The sequence below is a fragment of the Paraburkholderia sp. MPAMCS5 genome (assembly GCF_036016995.1).
In the GTDB taxonomy this organism is placed as follows: Bacteria; Pseudomonadota; Gammaproteobacteria; order Burkholderiales; family Burkholderiaceae; genus Paraburkholderia.
In genome coordinates this window covers 293925-317206 of record NZ_JAYXBK010000004.1, presented here as the reverse complement: position 1 = coordinate 317206, position 23282 = coordinate 293925, and the positions used below count along the sequence as shown (strand labels likewise).

At 60.2% G+C, this 23282-nt stretch carries 19 protein-coding genes and 1 pseudogene; 6 read left to right on the top strand and 14 right to left on the bottom strand.

Going from position 1 to position 23282, the window contains the following annotated elements; genetic code table 11:
* Positions 1-21: 21 nt before the first annotated feature.
* Positions 22-981 (top strand): glycosyltransferase family 2 protein, encoded by a 960-nt coding sequence (locus tag VOM14_RS11750; protein ID WP_327628867.1) that lies wholly within the window; start codon positions 22-24, stop codon positions 979-981.
* Between the two features lie 578 nt (positions 982-1559).
* Here VOM14_RS11750 and VOM14_RS11745 read toward each other — a convergent pair.
* The 5 genes from VOM14_RS11745 to VOM14_RS11725 all read right to left on the bottom strand — a co-directional run bounded on the left by VOM14_RS11745 (position 1560) and on the right by VOM14_RS11725 (position 6294).
* Positions 1560-2744 carry a porin gene (locus tag VOM14_RS11745; protein ID WP_327628866.1) on the bottom strand — a complete coding sequence of 395 codons (1185 nt, stop codon included), beginning with the start codon at positions 2742-2744 and terminating at the stop codon, positions 1560-1562.
* 552 nt (positions 2745-3296) lie between these two features.
* Complete coding sequence (locus VOM14_RS11740; RefSeq protein ID WP_327628865.1) at positions 3297-3599, bottom strand: Dabb family protein; 303 nt, start codon at positions 3597-3599, stop codon at positions 3297-3299.
* Positions 3596-5032, bottom strand: a complete 1437-nt coding sequence (locus tag VOM14_RS11735; protein WP_327628864.1) for an aldehyde dehydrogenase (NADP(+)) — start codon at positions 5030-5032, stop codon at positions 3596-3598. The genes VOM14_RS11740 and VOM14_RS11735 overlap by 4 nt, the downstream gene beginning before the upstream one ends.
* Positions 5029-5484, bottom strand: a complete 456-nt coding sequence (locus VOM14_RS11730) for a nuclear transport factor 2 family protein (RefSeq protein WP_327628863.1) — start codon at positions 5482-5484, stop codon at positions 5029-5031. The genes VOM14_RS11735 and VOM14_RS11730 overlap by 4 nt, the downstream gene beginning before the upstream one ends.
* 3 nt (positions 5485-5487) lie before the next feature.
* Positions 5488-6294: a ribonuclease activity regulator RraA gene (locus VOM14_RS11725; protein WP_327628862.1), complete on the bottom strand. Its 807-nt coding sequence runs from the start codon at positions 6292-6294 to the stop codon at positions 5488-5490.
* 187 nt (positions 6295-6481) lie between these two features.
* Between VOM14_RS11725 and VOM14_RS11720 the strand changes: the two genes are divergently transcribed.
* Entirely contained in the window at positions 6482-8077 is a 1596-nt protein-coding gene (locus VOM14_RS11720) for an IclR family transcriptional regulator domain-containing protein (RefSeq protein WP_327628861.1), read from the top strand.
* Positions 8078-8188: 111 nt separating this feature from the next.
* Here VOM14_RS11720 and VOM14_RS11715 read toward each other — a convergent pair whose 3' ends face one another.
* The 3 genes from VOM14_RS11715 to VOM14_RS11705 form a co-directional block, all read right to left on the bottom strand.
* Positions 8189-9778 (bottom strand): UxaA family hydrolase, encoded by a 1590-nt coding sequence (locus VOM14_RS11715; RefSeq protein ID WP_327629079.1) that lies wholly within the window; start codon positions 9776-9778, stop codon positions 8189-8191.
* 16 nt (positions 9779-9794) lie between these two features.
* A complete protein-coding gene (locus VOM14_RS11710) occupies positions 9795-10970 on the bottom strand; it encodes a UxaA family hydrolase (RefSeq protein ID WP_327628860.1) in 1176 nt (391 codons plus the stop codon).
* Between the two features lie 126 nt (positions 10971-11096).
* Positions 11097-12143, bottom strand: a complete 1047-nt coding sequence (locus tag VOM14_RS11705; protein ID WP_327628859.1) for a LacI family DNA-binding transcriptional regulator — start codon at positions 12141-12143, stop codon at positions 11097-11099.
* Positions 12144-12433: 290 nt separating this feature from the next.
* Here VOM14_RS11705 and VOM14_RS11700 point away from each other — a divergent pair, with 290 nt between their 5' ends.
* Together VOM14_RS11700 and VOM14_RS11695 are read left to right on the top strand one after the other, a co-directional pair.
* On the top strand, positions 12434-13828 hold the full coding sequence (locus VOM14_RS11700; RefSeq protein WP_327628858.1) for an MFS transporter: 1395 nt from the start codon (positions 12434-12436) through the stop codon (positions 13826-13828).
* 20 nt (positions 13829-13848) lie between these two features.
* Complete coding sequence (locus tag VOM14_RS11695) at positions 13849-15039, top strand: L-talarate/galactarate dehydratase (RefSeq protein ID WP_327628857.1); 1191 nt, start codon at positions 13849-13851, stop codon at positions 15037-15039.
* 412 nt (positions 15040-15451) lie between these two features.
* Here VOM14_RS11695 and VOM14_RS11690 read toward each other — a convergent pair.
* Together VOM14_RS11690 and VOM14_RS11685 are read right to left on the bottom strand one after the other, a co-directional pair.
* A pseudogene (locus tag VOM14_RS11690) lies at positions 15452-15695 on the bottom strand (hypothetical protein).
* 35 nt (positions 15696-15730) lie between these two features.
* A complete protein-coding gene (locus VOM14_RS11685; RefSeq protein ID WP_327628856.1) occupies positions 15731-15982 on the bottom strand; it encodes a hypothetical protein in 252 nt (83 codons plus the stop codon).
* Here VOM14_RS11685 and VOM14_RS11680 point away from each other — a divergent pair.
* Both VOM14_RS11680 and VOM14_RS11675 read left to right on the top strand, forming a co-directional pair.
* Entirely contained in the window at positions 15981-16961 is a 981-nt protein-coding gene (locus tag VOM14_RS11680) for an efflux RND transporter permease subunit (protein WP_327628855.1), read from the top strand. The two genes, VOM14_RS11685 and VOM14_RS11680, sit on opposite strands and share 2 nt — an antisense overlap.
* A gap of 98 nt (positions 16962-17059) precedes the next feature.
* Entirely contained in the window at positions 17060-17959 is a 900-nt protein-coding gene (locus tag VOM14_RS11675) for a LysR family transcriptional regulator (RefSeq protein WP_327628854.1), read from the top strand.
* 22 nt (positions 17960-17981) lie between these two features.
* Here VOM14_RS11675 and VOM14_RS11670 read toward each other — a convergent pair whose 3' ends face one another.
* From VOM14_RS11670 to VOM14_RS11655, 4 genes are all read right to left on the bottom strand, one after another.
* A complete protein-coding gene (locus VOM14_RS11670; protein ID WP_327628853.1) occupies positions 17982-18902 on the bottom strand; it encodes a 2-hydroxyacid dehydrogenase in 921 nt (306 codons plus the stop codon).
* 6 nt (positions 18903-18908) lie between these two features.
* Positions 18909-20669 (bottom strand): IlvD/Edd family dehydratase, encoded by a 1761-nt coding sequence (locus VOM14_RS11665; protein ID WP_327628852.1) that lies wholly within the window; start codon positions 20667-20669, stop codon positions 18909-18911.
* A 162-nt stretch (positions 20670-20831) separates the two neighbouring features.
* Positions 20832-21728: a dihydrodipicolinate synthase family protein gene (locus tag VOM14_RS11660; RefSeq protein ID WP_327628851.1), complete on the bottom strand. Its 897-nt coding sequence runs from the start codon at positions 21726-21728 to the stop codon at positions 20832-20834.
* Positions 21729-21867: 139 nt separating this feature from the next.
* Positions 21868-23175, bottom strand: a complete 1308-nt coding sequence (locus VOM14_RS11655) for an MFS transporter (RefSeq protein ID WP_327629078.1) — start codon at positions 23173-23175, stop codon at positions 21868-21870.
* Positions 23176-23282 lie beyond the last annotated feature (107 nt).

Here is a 23282-nt window from a genome sequence, read left to right as displayed (position 1 = left end):
TTCCAACGATCAGGGTGTGCTATGTCAGTTTTTTCCATCATCGTGCCGGCGTACAACGTCGAGAGCTATCTCGACGAAGCGCTGGCGAGTGTTGCGGAGCAGTCCTTTACGGACTTCGAAGTCATCGTCGTGGATGACGGCTCCACTGACGGCACCGCCGCAATTGCGCAACGCTATTGCGACGAAGACTCGCGGTTCAAATACGTCTATCAGCAGAACCGCGGGCAATCCGCGGCGCGCAATGTCGGCACCTCGCTCGCGACCGGCACCTACGTGTACTACATGGACAGCGACGACCTCATCGATCCGGAAACGTTGAGTGTCTGCCACCGCGAATTCAGCAGTCCAGGCATCGACGCGGTCATGTTCGAGGCCGCTGTCTTTCCCGCCGACGCCCCCATGTACAAGCAGGAAGTCAACGGCTATCGGCGGCCGCTCGGAAGCACGACGGCATGGTCGGACGAGTTCGTGGTCGAATCGCTGCGACAGGGCCGCTATTTCGTGTCGCCCTGCTGCTTTATCACGCGACGCTCGGCGATTGGCGATTTGCGCTTCATAGAAGGCATCGTGTATGAAGACAACCACTTCTTCGCGGCGCTGATGCTGCAGCAGAGAATCAAGCTTGCCGTGCTGAATCAGGCGCTATTCAAAAGACGGTTGCGCATGGATTCGACCATGTTCACCACCAAGACGCTGCATCACTACAACAGCATGTACCGGCTGCTTCATGAGATGTCGGCATTGTCGTTCGATGCGCTGCACCCGCCGGTGCGGGCGCAGACCAAGCAGGAAATCATCGGCAAGACGCTCGGCGATCTGCACTTTGCCAGCGCGCTCGTCGGCCCCGATCTGAAATTGCGCAGCATGAACGTGGCGGCGACCTGGTACGTGGCGACTCATATCTCGCCGCGACTATTTTCGGCAAAGCGTCTGTTGCTCGCGGTCGTTCCCGAACTATACCGGTTGAAGCCAGAAGCCTGATCGCTCCAGCATGCCGGCGCACCGCCGGCATGTCCCTTTCCCCTCTCGCTCATCATCCTGCCTGACGACAGTTGCGCCGCCGTCAGGCATGCGCGCATGTCCTTTCTCTGCACTACAGCAAACTCTGCGGAAAGAAGCGCTCAGAAGCGCTGCAATCAGCGTTGAATGTGGTGTGGGGAACGCTTTTTTGACGTGGAGCCGGCTCGCAAAAATGAATATGCCGCGTGGCGACCACTTCCCTTGGGCGCGTGTGCGGCCCTGCCCGGCGTGTGTGACAACGCCAGATTAGTAACCCTAATATTTCAGGCGAGCTGCCAATACAGGAATCCTCGTGAGGCCGATACGCCATTGATCTTTGCTCTATTCGATACGCTGGCAGGACTATGGGTCGAAGCCTGATTGATTGATGACGGCGCACGAATAGTCAAACTCTTCGAGTTGATTGCGCTAATCCATGATCTTGTCGAGCCGATGAGACGTTCCCGTACATTCTCCCGCCATTCCTCGCGTTTCTTTCGCTTGAGCTGCGTGCGCAACCAACGGAAGCGCTCTCGTTTGAGCACCTCCGTCGACTCGCATCAGAATTTGTGTCGAATACCCACACGCACGAGCGCCTGATGATCATTGCTCGACGGAGACGATTGGTTATTGATCGACGCCACCGCCGGAAGGTTTCTGGAGTCGGTTCCGGACGCCTTTTGGTAGATGCCGAGCACATAGACATCGGTGCGCTTCGACAGGAAGTAGTCGACACCTAACGTTCCCTGATGGTAGGTCGCACCGTCGTTCGTTCCGCGCCCACTCGAAATCTTGCTGCTATTCGTGTAGTCGTACGCTGCGCCTACCAGGAGGGCGGGCGTTATCTGATACTTGAAGTTCACTTCGGCGTTGTTGAAGTGCACGCTACCCGCATAGCCGGACGCGTTTGGCCCTGAACTGAGATCGCCCAGATCCTTGAACGCAACGTTCGAATAGGTGGCGCCAAACGTCGCGGCGCCAAACGTATACGATCCGCCTGCACCAATTACCTGATACGTATGCGCAGACAAGAAACCACTGTAGATGGGATACGTGGCGTTAGCAGTCGAAGCCGATGGTGTCCCCGTCGTCGCATTCCCGAAGAAGCTCACGTTCGGGTTACGGACGTTCATATATCCGACGCCCAACGCGAGGGGGCCATTCGTGTAACCCGCACCCACCGACCAGGTCTGGTTTCGGGTCACGTCGCCGGCGACGCCGCCAAGACTGTACATCCCGCCGAACGAGAGCCCGTTATACGAAATACTCTTGAATTTGATTGAGTTATTGGTGCGGACGGTGTTATTGAAGTTGTCGAGATCGGCGGGATGTGCGCCGATGTTACCCGCCCATTGATTGCCGACTTCGAACGGACCGACGAATTCGGCATCCATATCGTACTGGCGGCCCAAAGTCACTGAGCCGTAATTGCTCGCGATGCCCACAAAAGCCTGCCGGCCGAAAAGCAGACCGCCCTGGCTCGACTTGCCGCTGTTCAGATCGAATCCGCTTTCAAGTACGAAGATCGTCTTCAGCCCGCCACCGAGATCTTCCGAACCGCGAAATCCCCAGCGGCTCCCTTGCATCACACCGCTTTGCAATGCGTACGACCGCTCTCCTTTCATGTTGCTGTTGTAATTGAAACCTTCGTCGATGATGCCGTAAAGTGTGACGCTGCTTTGAGCATAAGCAATGGGACTGATAACGGCGAATGCACCGAACGCGACAAGAGCAGACTTTTTCAAATGTGTCTCCGAGCTAATTATTCAACGTATCGCACAGCCCCCCGCAGGCGACCAGCGGCGAGTGATGTTTATTCGCCAAAGCCTGCAGGTCGAGCAAGGAATGAAGCCATGTGATCGAGCGACCTTGACCGTGCCTCTTATTTCTGATTCTCTATTCAGTTTCTTATAACGCTATCTAAACGCGATATGTTAGATATCCTGTTCACATAAAGAATCAAGCGAAATATTACGAAGCAACTCTCGTCATTGATACCCTGTTGTTCGATTCCTGGCTGGAACGTGTTCCAAGGGATGGAACTTGTTGCCCGGATCGCTCGTTGAGCGCGTATCTGCCGACCTGGACCGGCGAAGCGTCGTCACATGAATCGATCTTGCCGGATGAGTCAAGACGATGAATGGACACTTCGCTCGGGTCGTTGCGACGGCCAGCCAGTTTCCCGCCCGAATTACTCCACCGACCGCTGAATGAAAATCCACTTTGCTCATACTGGTGTTGCGACGAAGTCGGTCAGAGAAAAAGGCGCCCGCACAGCAGCGCCCTTTTTGAGTCCTTCAGACAAGCTCGACTGTGTAGTCGCAGGCCACCCATTCGAAGTAAGTCTTCAATGCCTGAATCAGTGAGACATGCGCCGGATGCGGCAGGTAACGCTCCAGATCGTCCTTGCTGTCGAACGACGACTCCAGAACATAGTCCCAGCAGATCGGTCGATCCAGCTCGTTCGCCGAAACGCGCCACTCGCGCACAAACGAAATATCGGCATTGAGCGCGGTCATCCGCGCAACGAGTTGCTGTTCCAGATCGGGCTGCCGCGGAACATCCGGCAGCTTCCGAAACATCACGATGTGCTTCATCATGACTGTACGCTCCCATCTCTGACGGCGATCACCCATGCCGGCGCATCCTGCATGGCAACCGGACGCAGAAAACGTTCGATTGCCGCGTAGCCGACGGATGTCGTTTGAGGACTCGTCGATGCCGGCCAGGGACCGCCGTGATGCTGCGCGTGAGTAACGGCCACGCCGGTGGGGACGCCGCCAAACAGAACACGGCCGCCGGCCTGCTCCGCCGCATACGCTAGCGCGCGATTGCCGGGCGTATCGGCACCCGCACCCCATAGTGTCACCGTGAGCGAACCCTCGACGGCCTCGAGAACATCAATCACCTGTTCGATCGATCGCACTCGCACGACGACGGCAGCCGGCCCGAACACTTCTTCATGCAGGCTCGTATTACCGGTGAATGCATCGGCGTGTGCCTCGAATAGCCTGGGCGACGGACCTGAGCCGTTCGAAGGCTGCGCGACGAGCGATTTCGTGCTCGCATGATCCGCCAGCCGCTCGACGCCGTCTTCGTACGCGCGGCGAATTCCTTCTGTCAGCATGCGATGCGGCGTCTGCTTGCCGAGTGCTTTGGCCAACTCCGCAACGAAGCGATCGCCTGCATCGTCATCGAAGACGCAGATGATGCCAGGACTCGTACAGAACTGGCCGCACCCGAGCGCAATCGACGCTGCGAGCGTCTGCGCAGGTTCGATCTCTCCGTTCGACAGTGCTTCAGGCAGAACGACGAGTGGATTGATCGAACCGAGTTCGCCATAAAACGGCACCGGTCGCGGACGATTGTTTGCCGCGCGCCAGAGAGCAACACCGCCCTGATACGATCCCGTGAAAGCAACGGCGCCAACGCTGCGATGCTGCACGAGATAGGCATTCGCCTCGCGCGACGTGTTTTCGACAAACGTCAGAATACCTGCCGGCAGGTTCTGCTGTTCGACGACCTTTGCCGCGATCTCGAACACCTTGCGCGACAGCGCTCCATGACCCGAGTGAGCCTTGACGATCACCGGGCAGCCAGCGGCCAATGCGGAAGCGGTATCACCGCCGAGCACGGAAAAAGCGAACGGAAAGTTGCTCGCGGAAAACATCGCGACGGGACCGAGCGGAACGAGCACGCGCGTCAGGTGCGGCCGACCCGCAGGCGGAGCGCCTGCCACGGCCGGATCGTCGACTGTGCGATAGGGCACGCCAGCCTTGACTTCGCTCGCGAAGCCCCGCAGCTGAAATGCGGTGCGCGCCAGTTCACCATTGAGGCGGGCAGCGCCGAGGCCCGTCTCGCTGTCGCCGAGATCGACGAGCGCGGCTGCGTTCGCCTCCAGCGCCGCTGCCAGACCGTTCAGCAACGCCGCTCTGACGTCAGAGGACGACCGACGCCACATCGGCGCGGCTGCATGCGCGAGTTCAGCGACGCGATCGATCGCTGCGAACATCGTTGCCTGATCCGCGCTCATACCGTCGCCGCCTTCAGGTTATAGCCACGGCCCGCGTAGTCGAAATCGACGAGTTCGTTGATCGCAACTTCCTTGTCGGCAGGCGATGCATAGTAGGCGCGAATTTCACGGATCAGGCCCGACTGTTCGTCGAACACGTACCATTCGTCGCCGCGCAGCGCCGTGCCGAGCTTGCCCTTCCAGTGCGTCCATTCGATGACCGCTTCATGGCTGTCGTGACTCACGAGAATCTTTTCGATCGTCCATTGCGAGCCGAGATTCTCGACGCACCAGATCCACTTGCGCGCGATCGTATCCGCTGTACGCCAGGGAATATCCGGCAGGCCTTGCGGGAAATAGTGCACGGCGTCAGCCGTAAAGCACGACACGAGTTTGTCGTAGTCCGCCTCGTTGCAGGCGTCGAAGTATCGACGAATCAGAGCTGCGTATTTTGCCTGGTCCACGGCTGCCATCGGTTATACCCCCGCGTTCTTGATGATCGACGGAATTTCCGGGCGGCCGTCCGCCACCCACTTTTCATAACTTTCGTACGCCTGCTGGCTCGGCGGGTAGACGCCCCACAGCGGCTCGCCCGACGCGATGCGCATGGCCAGATAGTTTTCGACGTCGTCCTGGCGGGTGCAGAACTCGGCCAGTTCGACCGCAAGGTGCGGCGGAATAACAGTCAGGCCATCGGCGTTGCCGACGATGACGTCGCCCGGATAAACGGCCACGCCCGCGCATCCGATGGGAACCTGGAGGTCGGCGACGTGGTGATAGGAGATGCGCGTCGTGGCCGTGACTTCACGGCAGTAAGCAGGCAACGGCAGATTCGCGATTTCCGTACCGTCACGCAATGCGCCATCGGTGATGATCGCGCGCGCGCCTCGGGCAATCAGACGGGTCACGAGAATATTGCCTGCTGATGCGGCGCGGGGATCGTTACGGCTGTCGATCACGAGGACGTCGCCCGGCTGGACCTGTTCGATGCCCTGCCACTGGAGGTTGTCCATGTTCGGCTTGGTCGTCATCGTGCCGTACGTATCGATGTCTTCACGCGCGGGAATGAAACGCATGGTGTAGGCGCGGCCCGCGAACGGCTTGATGTTCTTGTTGAGTGCGCGCAAGCCAACGAGCGCAGGCTGTCGATAGCCGTGCTTGAAGAGCTGGGTTGTCAGCGATCCGCTGCTGAGTTTTGCGAGCTTGTCGAGCGTTTCGTCGCTGACGGTGACGTTGCGTTCGATCGACGGTTGCAGCGCGTCGGAGTAGTTGTGAATCTTCATGGCGGCATCCCAAAAGGAAGAAGACCATCAGAGTTCCAGCATGTGGATTTCAAGAACACACACACGCTCTGATGCGGTGAAGTCATCCTAGTTGGAAAGGCCGCTGAACGAATACGGGTGATATCCTCGTTTCAGTGGCTTTGTTCCAAGGGATGGGAATATGGGATTAGGAGAAGGAACCGCGTCGTTGGACAAGGCGCTCGGCGTACTCGAGTTGATCGGCGGCGCAGCGGAAGGAATGAGCAACGCAGATCTGCTCGAAGTCGCCGGGCTGCCGAAAACAACGCTTTACCGGATACTTGCCACGCTGGTCGAGCGTGGTCTCGTGCGCCGCGATCCCGTCAAGCGCGTCTACAGGCTTGGGTTCCGGTACCTCGAGCTGGTCCGCAATGCGTATCTGCAGCCGGACCTCGTCGCTGCGGCGAGCGCCGAACTACGCTCGTTGCGGGACCTGACGGGCGAGACGGCTTATCTCGCGGTACTCGACGGCGCGGCAGTCATGTCCCTCGAGCGATGCGATGGCGCGCATTCCAAGCGCTCCGCAGCAGCATTGGGTCAAAGCAAGCCACTTCACTGCACGGGGCAGGGGAAAGCGATTTTGTCCCACCTGCCCGCCGACGATCGGGACGCCCTGCTTCGAACGATCAGCTACGACGCGCTCACCCGCTTCACAATCACGGATCGGCGTCGCCTTCAGATCGAACTCGGCATCACGGCCGCGCGAGGCTATGCGATCGATGACGAAGAGATCGTCGAAGGCGTACGGTGCGTCGCCGCGCCCATCATCGATCCCGCGGGCAAGGTGCGCGGCGCGTTGAGCGTTGCCGGTCCGGCCTATCGTCTGAGTCTGGTAAGACTGGAACTGCTCGGGCCCGAGCTGGCGGAGGCGGGTCGGCGGGTCGGCTCTCAACTGGCCGGGAACCGGACCCGCATCGACAGTAACGGCATCGAGCCCGTCAGCGAAAACTGGGCGTTTCACGGCGCGTTCCCTTGCTGGTCGGCACACCACAACAGTGTCTATTGGGCGGACACGATGGCGCCCGCCATCCGGTGTTTCGACGGCCGTCAGGACAGGATCGTCGCGCGCATGGAGAGCCCGATCATGGCCATGCATCTTTTGGGCGACCGGCTATTCGTCGATCTGGGTAACGAGCGCATGTGGGTAAGTCTGGACGGAGAAGTCGAGCGGGTCGAAGGCGTGTCTGCCTGGAACGATCCTTCGATTACCGTGATCTGTGTCGATCGTGCGTCACGGGCCTGGGCATGTCAGCGTAGCGACGACGAGGCCGGTTGCCGCGTTGGCCCCATTCTCGAAGACGGCCGCTTCATGACACATTGGCGCGTCGGCGAGCCGATCGAAGCGATGGTGATGACGCAGACCGACAAGGACGCGTACGCGATCGCCCCGGACTCCGGCACGTTGTATCTGCTGAAATCGCCCGAAACGGCCGGGAAGGCATCCGTGCGGCGCGTAGCTTCCATGCCCAAAGGCTCGGGGCGATTGAGCGGCCTCGCGCTGGACGCCGAAGGCGGAATCTGGACGGGCCTGAAAGACGGCTGGAGTCTCGTGCGGTTCTCGGAAGACGGCAATGTCGACACGCTGAAAAGCCTGCCCATCGCTGCGCCGACCGGCATCGCGATTGCCTCGCTGCCCGAAGGCCCTGTCCTCTATGTCACGAGCGATCGTCATCTGCAATCGCTGGAGTTGCTGAACACCGCGCCCTGGTCAGGGATGCTCTTGCGCGTCCGGCTGACGGGACAAGCATCGTCAGCGGGGAAATGAATTACCGGCGAGCGGCTTCGCATGAACAAGCCGCGCGTCCACGCGTCCATGATGGGCGGCGCTCACCGATGCGCAGAGCCTCTCAGCCTGCCATGCGCCGAAGTGCGCAACTCACACGGTAATGCCGAGAGGCCAGGGCACGAACTCATTCGCGCCCACGCCGAGCGCCTCGCTTTTCGTCGGCTCTCCGGACGCGTGCCGCACGATCTGCTCGAAGATTGCGGCACCCATTTCCGCCACGGTCGCTTCGCCGTCGATCACCGGTCCGCAGTTGATGTCCATGTCCGCTTCCATGCGAACGAACATCGGCGTATTGCTGGCAAGCTTCATCGTGGGAGCGGGCACCGAGCCAAAGCAGGACCCCCGTCCCGTCGTAAAGCAGATCATGTTCGCCCCGCCGGCGATCTGCCCCGTCGCAGAAACAGGATCGTAGCCCGGGGTATCCATGAAAACCAATCCTGGCTGCGTCACCTGCTCAGCATATTCATACACTTCCATCAGCGGAGCATTTCCGCCCTTCTTCGCGCCGCCCAGAGATTTCTCCAGGACGTTGGCCAGACCGCCCGCGTTGTTGCCGGGACTGACTTGCCCATTGATCTGGGTGTCCCTGCCTTCGTTATATCTGAGCCACCAGTCGATCCGCCCGACGAGACGCTTACCCACTTCCGGTGTACGTGCACGCGCCGTGAGCGTGTGTTCGACACCGTAGATCTCCGACGTTTCGGAGAGAATGGCCGTACCGCCGTTGCGAATGAGGATTTCCATCGCGACGCCCAACGCGGGATTGGCCGACAGCCCAGAGAATCCGTCCGATCCGCCACACTGGAGTCCCACCTTGATATGCTCGACGGACACGGATTGCCGCTCGACCTGGTTGGCCGCGGGCAACATCCGGCGCACGATCTCGATGCCTTGCGCGATCGCTGCGCGCGTGCCGCCGGCCTCGCCGATGTCGAGCGTCTTCAGCATGTCGCCGAAAGCGAGTCGCTGTCCCTCGAACAGCGACGCCAGACCGATATCTTCGCCCTCCGCCGTGACTATGAGCGCCCCAGCGGTATTCGGATGAGAGAGGTAACCGCCGATCGTTCTGCAGAGCAGCTGCATCGGCTCTCCACTGAGTTCCATGCCGGCACCGTGCTCATGCGTGAACGGCGCGACGCCATCGACGTGCGGAAATCCCGACATTTCGTCTGCATCGAAAAACGACGCGATCTTGCGCGCCACGGTAGCGCCGCGGTGACTCAAAGCAAACACGCCGATAAAATTCCGGGTTGCTACACGTCCGTCGGAGCGGACGTATCCCATGAACCTGACTCGCTGTGCCGCAGGCAGAAGTTGCATGGGAACATAGTCCTCGCCATACCGATAGTCTTTGACCAGCTCGCCGAAACTGATGTTGTGACTGTGCATCCACGTTCCCGCGGGTACGTCTTCGCTCGCGAACCCGATCGTCGTGTTGTACTTCAGGATCGCTTCGCCGCGGCGGATGTCACGGGTCGCGACCTTGTGTCCCGCAGGCACGGGCTGCAAGGTGACGATGCCTTCGCCCGCGACGGTCGTATCCGGCGGCACATCGATACGCGCCACCACCACGTTATCCGCCGGATCGAGGCGAATGAATGGATTGCTCAGTACCTGTCTTGACGGGACAACCGTCGAGGTGATGTTGAGTGCTTTCGGTCCAACTGTCGTTGCTGCCATTTTCGCGGATCTCCTGTTATGCGAGGACGCCGATCGACCACGGTACGAACTCGCACTCCCCGATCCCCAGTTCTTCACTGCGCGTCTGTTCGCCAGACGCGCACGCCAGCCAGCGATTGAAAATCACATCGCCCAATTCTTCCACGCTCGCGGACCCTGCTTCGATTCCGCTGCCATCGATATCGAGGTCATCGCTGTAGCGCGCGTACTGCGCGGCGCTCACTGCCAGCTTGAGCGTCGGCGCGCCGGCCGCGCCAAAGGTGGTCACGCTCCTCGAAGCCGTTCCGATGAGGGTCGCCCCAGACGCCACGAGTCCCGACGAGGCGGCCGCCTCGTGCCCCGGACAGTCCATCAGCACCAGCCCTTTCGAGGGCACCTGCTGTCCATAGGAAAAGACCGCCTGCAATGGTGCCGAGCCGCCATGTGGCAACGTAGATGTCACGTCGTGCCGCTGCACACGACGTGACGTCGGCGTGTCGCGACTCGCCGTGTATTGAGTCCACCATGACACGCGCTGTTCGAGTTCGCGCTCGACTGCGCTCGAAGCACTGCGCGCAATCAGCGCAGGAGCGCTCTGCACGGTATCCGTCACGATGGCGGTGCCGCCTTCGGTGATCAGCCGGTCGACTGCATGTCCCAGTGCGGCATGCACCTCGCAGGCTGCTGGATCGGTCTCGGCGAGCAGTCCCACCACGAGATGCTCGACCGATGTAATCGTGCGCGTGAACTGGTTCGCCTGCGCGAGCATGCTTTCCACAGCCGCGATACCGCCGTCGATGGCCGCCCGCGTGCCGCCCACCTCCTGAAGGACTACCGTGTGCAGCATCGGACCGCTCTCAAGGGCCTCCTGCTCCAGGAACCCATAGATGTTGTTCCGTTCGCAGCCGAGCGCCATGACGACCGCGCCGGCGAGGTTCGGATTGCGGATCGAACCGCCCAGAGTACGGCGCAGCAGATCCATCGGCTCGCCGCTTTTTTCCATTCCACATCCAAGTTCATGGATGAAGGGAACCACGCCGTCGACATTCGGGTAAGCGGCCAGCCGCTTCGGCGTAAACCAAGCGGCCACCTGGCGTGCGGCTGTTGCTGCGCAATTGCCCACGACCAGCACGCCAATATAGTTTCGAGTGCCGACCTGGCCGTTAGTGCGAACGTATCCGTTGAAGGTCGAAGTTGAGGGTGCAGCTTTCATGGGGAACTGTCCAGATTTCCTGATGCTTCATTCTGGGCTCGCCCCCTTGCCGCGTGCAATGGACAACATCCCCGTCCATGCTGCGTAGTTCCAGCATATGGAACCGGTCACTCGTGACTGCGAAGCTCACGCCGTCCCACGGGCAACGATGCTGAAGCCGACATCGACCGACCTTTCGATTTCGGCGTCCGCCTGTCCATTCGCCAGGCGATATAAGAGGATGGACGCGGCGCACGCGCCGATCTTTCGGGCGTCGACTCGCACCGTCGTGAGGGGCGGTTCGAGGTCCGCCGACACTTCCAGATCGCCGAAACCCATGATCCCCAGTTCGCCAGGCACGTCGATCTGCCTGTGTTGCGCTTCGATCAATGCGCCATGCGCCAGCAGGTCGATGCTGCAAATCAGCGCATCGGGTTTCTTGCGCCCTTCGAGCAATCGGGCGGATGCATGACGTCCATCGCGCACGCTCACGGGAACGGGAACCACCTCCGTTCCGACGACTTTGACGCCCGCCTCCGACAGCGCCGATACGCAGCCTTTGCGCCGCAGTTGCGCGCGGGCGTCCTCGCTCCAGATGAGGCCCACTGCGCTGTAGCCCTTCTCTGCGATGTAGTTGCCCATCGCCCGCCCCACTGCGACGTGATCGAATCCCACCTGAGCGTCAACCGGACTCTCGTGCAACTGCCACGTCTCGACCACCGGTATCTGACGTTGCTGCAATAAGGTGCGCATGGACCTGCTTCGCAGCGGCGTCGTCAGAACAATCGCATCGGGCCGGCGCATCAGCATCGACTCGACTAGCACAGACTCGTTTTCGCCGGAATAGCCGGACTGACACACGAGCAACTGATAGCCGCCTTTTTCGAGCGCAAGGCCAAGCTCGGTCAGTGTGCTGATGAACGGTCTGTGCGCGAACGTCGGAATGACGGCGATCACGAGACGGCTGCGCTGCATCGCGAGACCGCCTGCCAGCAGGTTCGGAACGTAGCCGGTCTTCTTGATCGCTGCACGCACACGCTTGGCGGTCCGCTCGGACACTTTTTCCGGGTGATTGAGCACCCGCGAGACGGTCACGAACGACACGCGCGCCAGTTGCGCGACATCGCGCAGCGTCGCCGTACGCGGCCCGGAATTCGCGGGTTGGCCGTCGTTGCCGTCGAGAAAATCTGCCATTAAGGGTTATCACCAGGTGAGCTAGGCCGGACGTTCGGATTTCCATCATGTGGGTCTGGCGGGTTGGATTCGACCAGTAGAAACACATCTGGCATTGACATCAGAGTACCGCATTTTTAAGCTATGTAAGCGTTGTCATTTGTAAGCGTTGTCATTCCGCAGCGTACTGGCGATCAAACACGAAGGGACATTCCCAAACGATGGGAGTGCCAGATCGCAGGGTCGCCGCTTGCTCCAGCCTTCGGCGGTGCAGGTCGTCGCGGCATTCAAAAAAATCATGGAGACGTTCTATGAGCGGTAACGAAAGGACCTGGCCGCCGACGGCCGACACGCAGAGCCTCGGCGCCGCGCGCCCGGCGGTCGGCGTCGATGCAAAACGCGGCCGCTGGCGCTTCGGCATGCTCGCCCTGATCACGATCGTGCTCGCGTTGAGCAGCGGTGACCGTGCAGCTCTCTCCGTTGCCGGAACGGATATGGGGCGTGAGCTTGGCATCTCGACTGTCGAAATCGGCTATCTCTTCTCGGCGTTCAGTTGGGCCTATGTGCTGTTCATGATCCCTTCCGGGTGGCTCGCCGACAGAATCGGTTCGAAGAAGTCGATGTTCTGGGCCGTCGCGATCTGGTCGGCGTTCACGGTCTGCATGGGCCTCGTCGAGTTCGTCGGCGTGATCTTTCCGTTGCTGCTCGGACTGCGCTTTCTGCTCGGCGTGGCCGAGTCGCCCGTCGGTCCCGCCTCGACGCGCGTGATTGCCTCCTGGTTCCCCTCCTCCGAGCGAGGCATTGCAGGCGCGATCTTCAACAGCGCACAGTATTTCTCGCTGGCGGTGTTCACCCCCTTCATGGGATGGGTGTGCTACGCGTTCGGCTGGCAATACGTCTTCATTGCGATGGGCTGCGCAGGGTTCGTGATTGCGGCACTGTGGGCACGCTATTACTACCTGCCGACAGACCATCCCCGCCTGACGGAAACTGAACTGTCGTACATCCGCGAGGGCGGCGGCCTCGTCGATTTGAGCAGCCGCAAGCACTCGGAAGCCCAAGGCCCGCAACGCTCGCAACTTGCGGAGATCGGCCTGCTGTTTCGCAGCCGCATGCTTCTCGGGATGTTCCTCGGCCAGTATTGCGTCTCGGCGATCACATGGTTCTATGTGACGTGGTTTCCGATCTATCTCGTCAAGCAGCGTGGCTTCGACATCCTCCAGGCCGGTTTCGTGTCGTCGATTCCCGCGCTGTGCGGCCTCGTCGGCGCCATCGCATCGGGCTTTTTCTCCGACAGGCTGCTCAAGCGCAGCGGATCGCTCACGGTCGCGCGCAAGACACCGATCGTGACGGGCGTGCTGCTCAGTTCCTCGATGATCCTGTGCAACTACATCGACACGCCGTGGATCGTCGTCGCCGTCATGAGCCTCGCATTTTTCGGAAAAGGTTTTGGCAACCTCGGCTTCACCGTGGTGGCCGACACCGCTCCGCAAGAAATGGTCGGTGTCACGGGTGGCGTGTTCAACGCACTTGGCAACATCGCTGGCATCGTGACGCCCGTTGTTATCGGTTATCTGCTGCATGCGAGCGGTTCATTCAATACCGCGCTCATCTATGTGGGTGCGCACGGCCTGATCGCGGCCTTCTCATATCTGTTCATTGTTCCAAGGATTCATCGTCTCAGCCTCGATGAACTGAGCCGGTAATCTCTTGTCTGGAGAAATAGATGTCTACAGAAGCACAAGTATTCAACGCTCAGACGCTGGCGGCACTGCAACCAGGTGAAGCCACGACCGATCGCATTTCGTGGGTCAAGGTGTCGCTGACTTTCCTGCCGCTCGAAGCGCCGATCAGCGACGCCAAGGTGCTCACCGGACGGCAGAAACCGTTGACGGAAATCGCATTCATCTTTGCCGAAATCGGCAGCGAACAGGGGCACACGGGCATCGGTTTCGGATACTCGAAGCGCGCGGGTGGACAAGGCATGTTCGCCCACGCGAAGGAACTCGCGCCTGCGCTGATCGGCGAAGATCCGAATGACATAGCAAAGATCTTCAACAAACTGCTGTGGGCAGGTGCGTCGATGGGCAGAAGCGGCCTGACGACGCAGGCAATCGCCCCGTTCGATATCGCGCTGTGGGATCTGAAGGCCAAGCGCGCAAATCTGCCCCTGGCCAAGCTACTGGGCGCGCATCGCGACTCCGTGCAGTGTTACAACACCTCGGGCGGCTACCTGTCGATGCCGCTCGAGCGCGTGCTGGAAAACGTCGAACGGTCGCGTAAGAATGGAATCGGCGGCATCAAGCTCAAGGTGGGGCAACCCGACATGCGCGAGGACTTCCGGCGGGTTTCAGCGGTGCGTGAGCTGCTCGGTCCGGATTTCCCGTTAATGGTCGATGCCAACCAGCAATGGGATCGCCTGAAGGCGCAGCGTGCCTGTCGCGCGCTCGAAGAACTCGATCTGACGTGGATCGAAGAGCCATTGGACGCCTACGACTTCGAAGGTCATGCAGCGCTCGCCCTCTCGCTCGACACGGCGATCGCAACGGGTGAAATGCTGACCAGCTTCGGCGAACATGCCCAGTTGATCGAAGCGCGCGGCGCTGACTTCATTCAACCCGACGCGCCGCGAGTCGGTGGCATCACGCCGTTCTTGCAGATCATGCAGTTCGCCAATCTGAAGGGTCTCAGACTCGCGCCCCACTTCGCGATGGAGATTCATCTTCACCTGGCCGCTGCATTCGAGAGCGAACCGTGGCTCGAACACTTCGAATGGCTGGAGCCACTGTTCAACGAGCGGCTTGAACTGCGCGGGGGACGAATGCACGTTCCGAACCGTCCGGGCCTCGGCTTCAGTTTGAGCGAACAGGCTATCGCGTGGACTGCTGGCAGCGAAGAATTCGGCAAGCGCCGCTAGCATCGCGATGGCGGAGCCGCTTGATGGGCGCCTCGCAGTTGCATCGTCCTAGCGCAAGCCTACGTGCCGGCGAATCGAGGCGCTCACATGAATTGAACGGGAGATCGACATTCGCTCTGAGTCACTTTAACGGCGCCTCTGGCGCCAGATTCCACCCAATGTGCTCGCAACATCGTTCTATCGGGATGACTTATTATCTCAAGCCGCGTCTTACATCTCGATGCCGCTGCACCGCGAATGAGGACGGGGGCCGTGGCTGACCAGATACTCGAACTGACGCGGCCCGGTGTAAACCGGATAACTATCGGCGACGAGACATACCGGTTCGTTCGAAGCTTTACGCACATCGCTGACATCGGGGCGGTTGTTTTCGCCCCAGCGTAGGCTGATCCGTCCCGACGCCGGCCACGTGCTAGCCGTGGTTATCGACCCAGGCGCGAGACCAGCCTAACCCGGCACGTTGCGCGTCTTCCTCCGAATCGAAAACGCCGAGTATCGCCGAGGCTTCGACCATTTTTGTGTCGCGGATGATGGTCTCGCTGCCTGGATATCGAGTATCGCTCAGGCGAAAGGATGTCTTCCTGCTGAAGTATGGCGTGGCCGAAGATGCGGTATCCCTTGTGCTTCCCGCTTCCATCAGCGCACGACCACAACATGCGGGACGCGAGCATCAACGCGTGACTTCAAAGATCTATTCGATCTTCTTCAACTCCTCGGCTGCCTCGCCGGGTTGGAGCGGCCTGAAACCTGCCTTCCTCATTTCGGAGGACCCGATGATATCCTGGGCATCCTTGGAGAGCAGAAATTCACAATAAGCCTTGAGCCAAGGTTCCAGCGGCTTGCCGGGGACGCGATTAATATTGATGCCGATCGCCGAGGCCATCGGGTGCAGCGGACCTTTCACCGTCCCATCCGACAATGTGCCCTTATCGTCGATGACCATGATCGACCGGAACACCGCAGCACGTTTCGGCATCACTGCGCAGATGATCGACGACACCCTGTACGATGCGTTCGGCCAGCGCCAGATCGCGACGATGTTCACCCAGTTGAACCAGTATCATGTGATCGAGGAAGTGGACCCCGGATATCAGCTGGCAACCGACGCGCTCACCCATCTCTACATCCGTTCGCCGCTGACAAGCCAGCTCGTGCCGCTCAGCACACTCGCGCGGGTCGACAATACGGTCTCGCCAGTTTCAGTCAATCATCAGGGCCTTTTTCCGTCCGTCACGATCTCATTCAACCTCGCGCCTGGCGAGTCGCTCGGCAACGCTGTCTCGACCGTCCACAAGGCCGAGGCTGCGATCGGCAAGCCTGACGCGATGACGGGCACGTTCCAGGGCACGGCACAGGCGTTTCAGGCGTCGTTGCAAAGCGAGCCCTATCTGATCGCCGCAGCGCTGATCGCGGTCTACCTGGTGCTCGGGGTGCTGTACGAAAGCGCGATTCATCCATTGACGATCATCTCAACGCTGCCTTCCGCGGGGATCGGCGCATTGCTCGCGCTGATGCTGTGCGGGCAAGACCTATCGATCATGGGGATGATCGGCGTGATTCTTCTGATTGGCATCGTCAAGAAAAACGCGATCATGATGATCGATTTCGCGCTGGTTGCCGAGCGAGAACACGGACTTTCTCCGGTCGAGGCAATTCGCGAGGCGTGTATTCTCCGTTTCCGTCCGATCATGATGACCACGCTCGCTGCCCTCTTCGGGGCACTGCCGCTCGCGCTCGGCTACGGCGTGGGTGCGGAGTTGAGGGTGCCACTCGGCATTTCGATCGTTGGCGGATTGATCGTTTCCCAGATGCTCACGCTCTTTACCACACCGGTTGTTCATTTGTGGTTCGATCGCCTGTCCCACTGGCTCGCTGGGCGACGTTTGCGGCGCATCGCATCTGAACAGGCGACGAGCCAGTAAGCCGTTGTCGGTATGTTGCCGCACTGAACCGCAGGGTCGAAAATGCACCGATTGATCAACCGTCGAAAGCAACACAATTCGATTCGGTAAAATGCGTTATGGACACACGTTATGTGCAGAGCTTCGTCGCAGTGCTGGAATGCGGTTCGATCGCAGAAGCAGCACGACGCCTTGACCTGACTGCTACCGCAGTCGCCGCACGCGTGCGCTCGCTTGAGGAAGACATCGGAGCCCCACTGATTCAGCGCTCCGGGCGTTTCGTCAAGCCCACAGCGGAAGGGCTCAAGATTCTCGATAGCGCTCATGCCGTCTTGCGAGCGGTGCGCGACATGCAGGCGATCGCTCAAGACGGTCAGACGCAGATCGGCGAGTTGCGCCTGGGTGTCTTCGTTTCAGCGATGGCCAGCGTCCTTCCCTCCGTGTTGCAGCGCGTGTACGGCGCCTATCCCGACGTTCGGATCTTTGTCGAACCGGGCAGCTCCGTCGAGCTGTGCAGGAAAGTGGGTTCGGGTGAACTGGACGTCGCCATTGTGGTTGAGCCACAGTTTGCGATCGCAAAAACCTGCGACTGGCTGCCACTGACGGAAGAGCCGTTAGTCGTTGTCGCGCATGCGTCGATGGCCGGACGAGACGCGCATGAGTTGCTCGAGAACGAGCCATTTATCCGCTACGATCGCTCGGTTCTCGGCGGCCAACTCGCAGACCGGTATCTTCGCGACCACCATTTGCATCCCCGGCAGCGTCTGGAGATCGACGGGCTGCTGGCCATCGCCACGCTGGTTGACAAGGGCATTGGCGTGTCGCTCCTGCCCGACTGGCCATCCATGTGGACCAGCGGTCTCGCTATCGCGCGTATTGCCTTGCCGGACCGTGCGCCAGTGCGGCGCATCGGTCTCATCATCGCGCGACAGACGCCGCGCTACCCTTTGGCCAAAACGTTTTCTCGTAAGGCAGCCGAATTATTTGGGGCCGCCGCGGGCGACCCGTCCGGCGACTAGACGCCTGCGCGCGAACCCGCAGTCAGACCGGCGTCAGCGCCTCGTGGCCATCGAGCACCCGGTGGATGTTGTCCAGCGTGATGCGCAGCATCGTGCGTCGGGTCTCTTCGGTCGCAGATCCTGCATGCGGAGCCAGGACCACGTTGGCCTGGTGCAGGAGCGGCGACTCGATCAGCGGTTCGGATTCGAACACGTCAAGCGCCGCCCCTCTTATCACCCCGTCCTGCAGTGCGGCCGCCAATGCGGTTTCATCAACCACGGAACCGCGAGCGACGTTGACGAGAAAGCCCTCGCTCCCCAGGCACTTCAACACCTCGGCATTGACAAGGTGATGCGTTGCAGGACCGCCAGGGCACGACAGGATGAGGACATCGGCATAGTGAGCCAGTTGCTGAACATCGCTGAAGTGACCGTAGGACACTCCCTGCTCGCGTCCCGTGTAAGCGATCTCAACTCCGAACGGGATGAGCCGATCAGCGATGCCGCGTCCGATGCGTCCTAATCCGACAATGCCGATGCGTTTTCCTGCAAGGCCGGTGGTGAGAGCGTACGGCGCGGTTTTCCAGGCTCCGCTGCGGACGTACTGATCCATGGCAGGAATCTTTCGCACCATGGCCAGCAGAAGACCCACAGCAAGCTCGCAGACTGCCGAATCAAGTACGCCGGGCGTGTTAGTGACGACGATGCCGCGCTCCCTCGCCGCTGCGACTGGAATCCCGTCGTAGCCCACCCCCGCGGTTGCAATGATGCTTAACATGGGCAATTGATCGAGAAGTTCGGGGGAAATTCGATAGTTGCTCCGCGTGATGATCGCGCCGATCTGCGCGCGAAGTGCAGCGTCCTCCATGATCTCTTCGTCGGAGTAGCACTGCAGCTCATCATCCATTACGCGTTGCAATTCGTCGTGAAAGACGCCGATCCTGAGAACCTTCTTGCGCTCCATTGTTCTTCATCCTTTGTTTTGTTCGGATGCCGAATCGTTTTGAAGGATTTCAGCTTGCAGAAAGTCAAAGTCAACACCTTCGTCCGCTTGCGTCACTGCCTGAAGGAACAACTTCCGATATCCGCGGCTGGCCTTCGGGCGCGCGACCGGGTTTGCCGCTGCGCGCTTCTCGAGTTCTTCATCGGAAACGAGCAACGCAATTTCGCGCCGGGCGACGCTAAGCCGAATCCGATCGCCGTTGCGCACGTGCGCGAGCGTTCCACCAAGGGCCGCCTCAGGCGTGACATGCAGTACGATCGTCCCGAATGCAGTGCCACTCATACGGCCGTCCGAGATTCGCACCATGTCCTTGACGCCAGCGCGCGCAAGCTTGCGCGGAATCGGGATATATCCTGCCTCAGGCATACTCGCACCCAAAGGTCCGATGTTCTTGAGTACAAGGACATCATCTGCTGTGACGTCGAGCGCGTCATCATCGATGCGAGCCACGAGATCCTCGATGTTCTCGAAGACAACTGCACGGCCCTCGTGCTCCATGAGTTTCGGGTCCGCTGCGGACTGCTTGATAATGGCTCCGCCCGGAGCCAGATTGCCTCGAAGAACCGCGAGGCCGCCCTGGGGATAGATCGGGTCTGCGAAGGGCCGTACCACGTCCTGCTTGAATCCAGAGCCGCTCGCCTCGATTTCCTCGCCAAGCGTGCGTCCTGTCACGGTCATTGTGTCCAGGTTCAGCAAGGGCTTGAGTTCCCGCAAAAGCGTGGCCACGCCGCCGGCTTTATGGAAGTCTTCCATGTAGTGCTGTCCCGTCGGTTTCAGGTCGAGCAGCACAGGCGTTTCCTTGCCCATCCGGTCGAGCGCATCCAGATCGATCTTGTGGCCCAGACGACCGGCCACGGCGGCCAGATGGACAATCGCATTTGTCGACCCGCCGATGGCCAGCAGCACGCGCATGGCGTTTTCAAATGCCTTTGGCGTGAGAATTCTGTCGATCGTAAGGCGTTCTACGGCCATCTTCACTGCGACCGTTCCCGTCTGTTCCGCCACGCGAATGCGATCGGCGGTCACGGCTGGAGGCGTCGCGCCACCCGGGACGGTCATCCCCAGTGCTTCGGCAATACACGCCATGGTGCTCGCAGTGCCCATGACGGAGCAGGTTCCGACGCTTGCGACAAGCTGGTTGTTCACATCGGAGACTTCTTCCTCGTCGATTTCACTGGCGCGGAACTTAGCCCAGTAGCGCCGGCAATCCGTACACGCGCCAACGCGTTCGCCGCGGTGCGACCCGGTGAGCATCGCGCCGGTGACCAACTGGATAGCGGGAATGCCTGCCGAAGCAGCGCCCATCAATTGCGCCGGAACTGTCTTGTCGCATCCGCCGATCAGCACGACGGCATCCATCGGCTGGGCGCGAATCATCTCCTCCGTGTCCATCGACATCAGATTGCGCAGATACATCGACGTCGGCGACGCGAAGCTTTCGTGAATGGAGATCGTCGGGAAATCGACCGGCAAGCCGCCCGCGAGCATCACGCCGCGCTTCACGGCTTCGACAAGCTGCGGCATGTTGCCGTGGCAGGCGTTAAATCCGCTGCCCGTATTCACGATGCCAATGACAGGACGGTCCAGCGCCTGGTCGGTGTAACCGGCACCTTTGATAAACGCCTTACGGAGGAACAACGAGAATCCCTGATCTCCATAGGAGGTTAGACCTCGTTTCATACCTGTCGGTGCGACTGAGTGCTTGGGGTCCTTCGCATTGTCTGTCATGGCTGTCTCCACCTTAAAAAAGCAAACGATGCGTCCGGGCTGCGGCGCGCCGTCAAGTCATCAAGTGTTCGCGATTGCGAACGAAACGTCACTCATACCTTCCCGCGACGGCGACACTCCGCTGCGCGGGCACTGGCATGCAAAACTCAGTCATGGCTCTTTCTACGCGTTCTCTTTAGCACGGACGCCCGGCATGTCGAAGCCGATGGCTTTGAGGTCGTCGATCAGCTTATGACCGGTTGCTTCGTCCAAAGCAGTGAGCGGCGGCCGCACCGTGCACCAGTCTGCGTCATTGTGCCAGTGCGCGAGCGTGTACTTCATTGCGGCGATCATCGGAAGGGCCTGGAAGATCTTTCTGACTGTTGTCGCCTCTTCCTGCAGCGCGGCGCCGTCCGCGTCGTTCCAGCGTGCGCACAGTTGGGCGATGCATGCGGGGTTGACGTTGGCCGTCGCGCTGATACAGCCTGCCGCGCCGATTGGAAGGGCCGCGCTCAGGAACGCTTCGCTTGCCGGAAAAATATCGACGCCTTGCGCCGCAAACTGGTCAATCATCGCCTTCGTGTTGGACCAGTTTCCAGAGGAATCCTTAACTCCGGCGAGCGTATCCGGATACCGCTTCAGAAGGCGTTCGATCAGCCCGAGCGTAATCGGCACGCCAGAAAGCGCAGGGATGTGGTACAGATACAGCGAGAGGCGGGAATCGCCCACGCGCTCGATGACTTCCGAGTAGTAGGCGAATAGCCCGTCTTCCGAGAGGTTTTTGTAGAAAAACGGTGGGAGCATCAGGATGCCGGCAGCGCCCGCATCCACTGCGTGGCGCGTCAGCTGGACGGTATCGGGGATTGACGACGTCCCCGTGCCCGGCATCATCGACGATGCCGGAACCCCGGCCCCGATCAACGCATCGGTCAGTTCAATCCGCTCGCCAATCGAAAGCGAGTTGGCTTCGGAGTTGGTCCCGAAGATCGCAAGGCCAGCACCGCTGTTCACGAGCCAGCGGCAATGCGCAATGAAGGCCTCGGTATCCACGTCGAGGTTGCCACGGAACGGCGTGACCACAGGCGCAAGGACGCCGCGCAAACGCGAAGGGCGGGAAGTGTTCATGTTGATGCTCCAGGAGTCTGTTGAAAAGTCGCTTCGAGTCGGCCAGCGTCGCTTGGATGATCGCCGCCGCCCAGTTCGCAACCTTCGCCACGTGTTACCGGTTCACGACGCGGGCGGGCAAGCAAATCAGGATCAGGAGAGCGGACATCGTCAAGGTGCCTGCTACCAGATAAAGGCCCGACGCCAACGTATGCGTTTCGGTCTTGAGCCACCCAATTACCGAGGGACTCACAAAGCCAGCCAGATTTGCGGTGGAATTGATGAGAGCGATGCCGGCCGCGGCGCCCGTTCCACCAAGGAAAGATGTGGGAAGCGCCCAGAACATCGGCAGAGCCGAAATCACCCCTGCCGTCGCGAGCGTGAGTCCGATCATCGCGGGAACCAGCTGATTTCCGCTGAAGGCGCAGATGCAAAAGCCAACGGCTGCGACCAGTGCCGGCGCACTGACGTGCCATTTGCGCTGGCGCGTGCGGTCGGCGTTGCGCGCAACGAGGAGCATGGCGATGAGAGCCGTGGTATAGGGAATCATCGTGAGCAGACCCACGGTCAGTGGATCTTTCACGCCAGAGCCCTTGATGATCGTCGGCTGCCAGAAGCCGATCGCATACGAACCCATGATGATGCCGAACAGGATCAGACACAGGAGCCATACGCGCGCGGAAGTGAATACATCCTTGACCGACCCGTGTGTACGCACCGAGGCGTCGTTGCCGATTTCCCTTGCGATCAGCGCTTTTTCACTGTCGTCGAGCCACGTGGCGGTCTCGACGCGATCGTCGAGCAAAAAGTAGACGATGATGCCGAGCAGAACAGCGGGCAGCGCTTCAATGACGAAAAGCCATTGCCAGCCGGTAAAACCGGCGGTGCCCGCAAAGGTGTGCATGATGAAACCGGACAGCGGGCCGCCGACGATTCCCGAGACGGGGTTTCCCGCCATGAGAACCGCCGTCATCTTTCCGCGGCGCTGCGCCGGAAACCAGTACGTCAGATAGAGAATCATGCCGGGAAAGAAGCCGGCTTCGGCAATGCCGAGCAGGAAGCGAACAGCATAGAACATATAAGGCGTTGTCACCCACGCCGTTGCAAGCGACAGCACCGCCCACGTCACCATGATGCGCGCAATCCAGCGGCGCGCTCCGAGACGATGCAGCAGAAGATTGCTGGGCACCTCGAAAAAGAAGTAGCCGACGAAGAACAGCCCTGCGCCAAATCCGTAGACCGCGTCACTGAAATGCAGGTCGTTAAGCATCTGCAGTTTCGCGAACCCGACATTCACCCGGTCGAGGTAAGCCACCACGTAGCAGATGAACAGCAATGGCATGAAACGCCATGCGGCTCTGCGAAACGTAGCATCCGCGAATGATCGGTCGGCCTCCATCTGGACGGCAGGATGTGTTGCCATTGCGTTGTCTCCTTTCAGATGATCCGTCATGCTGGATTGCATGCAGATCTGAATGCGTGCCTCTCGTGAGCGGAGGCTTTTTGCAGTTGCGACGTGCCAGCGAGTCG

Bases quoted from the DNA above. Each gene is read 5' to 3' on its own strand.
- VOM14_RS11680 (WP_327628855.1), top strand. From the start codon at position 15,981: ATGATCGACCGGAACACCGCAGCACGTTTCGGCATCACTGCGCAGATG.
- VOM14_RS11685 (WP_327628856.1), bottom strand. From the start codon at position 15,982: ATGGTCATCGACGATAAGGGCACATTGTCGGATGGGACGGTGAAAGGT.
- VOM14_RS11740 (WP_327628865.1), bottom strand. From the start codon at position 3,599: ATGATGAAGCACATCGTGATGTTTCGGAAGCTGCCGGATGTTCCGCGG.
- VOM14_RS11675 (WP_327628854.1), top strand. From the start codon at position 17,060: ATGGACACACGTTATGTGCAGAGCTTCGTCGCAGTGCTGGAATGCGGT.
- VOM14_RS11735 (WP_327628864.1), bottom strand. From the start codon at position 5,032: ATGAGCGCGGATCAGGCAACGATGTTCGCAGCGATCGATCGCGTCGCT.
- VOM14_RS11665 (WP_327628852.1), bottom strand. From the start codon at position 20,669: ATGACAGACAATGCGAAGGACCCCAAGCACTCAGTCGCACCGACAGGT.
- VOM14_RS11700 (WP_327628858.1), top strand. From the start codon at position 12,434: ATGAGCGGTAACGAAAGGACCTGGCCGCCGACGGCCGACACGCAGAGC.
- VOM14_RS11715 (WP_327629079.1), bottom strand. From the start codon at position 9,778: ATGGCAGCAACGACAGTTGGACCGAAAGCACTCAACATCACCTCGACG.
- VOM14_RS11730 (WP_327628863.1), bottom strand. From the start codon at position 5,484: ATGGCAGCCGTGGACCAGGCAAAATACGCAGCTCTGATTCGTCGATAC.
- VOM14_RS11710 (WP_327628860.1), bottom strand. From the start codon at position 10,970: ATGAAAGCTGCACCCTCAACTTCGACCTTCAACGGATACGTTCGCACT.
- VOM14_RS11695 (WP_327628857.1), top strand. From the start codon at position 13,849: ATGTCTACAGAAGCACAAGTATTCAACGCTCAGACGCTGGCGGCACTG.
- VOM14_RS11705 (WP_327628859.1), bottom strand. From the start codon at position 12,143: ATGGCAGATTTTCTCGACGGCAACGACGGCCAACCCGCGAATTCCGGG.
- VOM14_RS11725 (WP_327628862.1), bottom strand. From the start codon at position 6,294: ATGAAGATTCACAACTACTCCGACGCGCTGCAACCGTCGATCGAACGC.
- VOM14_RS11655 (WP_327629078.1), bottom strand. From the start codon at position 23,175: ATGGCAACACATCCTGCCGTCCAGATGGAGGCCGACCGATCATTCGCG.
- VOM14_RS11670 (WP_327628853.1), bottom strand. From the start codon at position 18,902: ATGGAGCGCAAGAAGGTTCTCAGGATCGGCGTCTTTCACGACGAATTG.
- VOM14_RS11750 (WP_327628867.1), top strand. From the start codon at position 22: ATGTCAGTTTTTTCCATCATCGTGCCGGCGTACAACGTCGAGAGCTAT.